Genomic DNA, 1196 nt, shown 5'->3' with positions numbered 1-1196 from the left:
GACTACACCAGCATCAAAAAACGCATCGACCACGCGAAGATGGGAAAGCAACCAAAAAGCCTACTGCGCTTTGTGGGCAGTCCACGAAAACATATGCCAAAAGGCCTGCCTTTTGAACTCAAATCCTATATTGAATTGGTTGAACTCACAGGCCGTTGTATTCGAGTAGATAAAGGCGGTTATATCTCTGAGTCTCAACACATTCTCACTCGACTCAATATAGAACCTGAGAACTGGATAAAACTCACTACCCAGTTTTCTCGGGTATTTCACGGTGCAGTTGGTCGAGAGCGAACAATAACCGCTTACTGTGAAACACTGCAAAAACGACGACGAACAAACCTAACAAACTGTGAGCGCTTGTTGGCTTAGTAAAACTCACATTCTCAATTCTCGAATTTCTTACAGCTGCATTTACAGCGCTTTGTTGTGCGCGATAACCCAGTTTTAGTGTAGAGATACGCTCGAGTGCTAAAAAATAACCTATCGATATACGCTTTTGACCAAAGTGATGCAAGTGCATTCATACGTTTTTACTTGACGTCCTCAGCTTGGGTATTAATAGTAATGGGTGTTGCCTATTTTTCCGTCGCCTATTTTTTCGCTGTGCGGAATTAGTTGATCACTACAATTTCCTCAGCTTGAATGTTAGTCTAGGTGGGTGTCTGTTTTGGTTTGATATTAGCGGCGTTGTGTATATCGATTTAGATGAGCGTGGGGCGTGGAAAATGGATATTGCAAAAGAACTACATCATGCGGGCTATGCAGTTGATTTAAGTCCTGCACTATAGATCACATAACAAACCGCTCAAATTTGTTCCGGCCACAAAAAGCGTGGCCTTAGCTACGCAGTATAGAATGGAGTATTAAATGACTAGATTTGAAAAGCTAACATTAACATTTTCGGCAATAACTATAGCAATTACTGTTGCTGCATCGGTTTACTTTATTGGTAGTTTAAATGAACGAGTCAATATTTTAGTAAAAGAAAAAGAAGATTTCGATCAGCAAAAAATTGAGTTGATTGCTCAAATTAATAACTTGATTAATGAGAAATTAGACGTTGTTTCAGAATATGAAACTCGTATTGCTTTGTTGGAAAATGTAGCTAATGAAGAACTTCCTGAAGTTAGAAAGGATTTGGTCTTTTTAGTTCAACAGACTCGCGGTACTAATGGCCACAAGACTATGGTGTG

General features: G+C 39.7%; 1 protein-coding gene and 1 pseudogene. Both read left to right on the top strand.

Translation table 11 applies throughout. The annotated features are described in order from the left end of the window. Window positions 1–372: pseudogene (locus EAG18_RS22020) on the top strand (transposase); the annotation flags it as partial. 498 nt (window positions 373–870) lie between these two features. Continuing rightward, the coding region (locus EAG18_RS22015; protein WP_148098534.1) for a hypothetical protein at window positions 871–1196 on the top strand (326 nt) is incomplete at its 3' end.

The organism is Pseudoalteromonas sp. J010 (assembly GCF_003934235.1).
Lineage (GTDB): Bacteria > Pseudomonadota > Gammaproteobacteria > Enterobacterales > Alteromonadaceae > Pseudoalteromonas > Pseudoalteromonas peptidolytica.
This window is presented reverse-complemented; position numbering and strand designations above follow the sequence as displayed.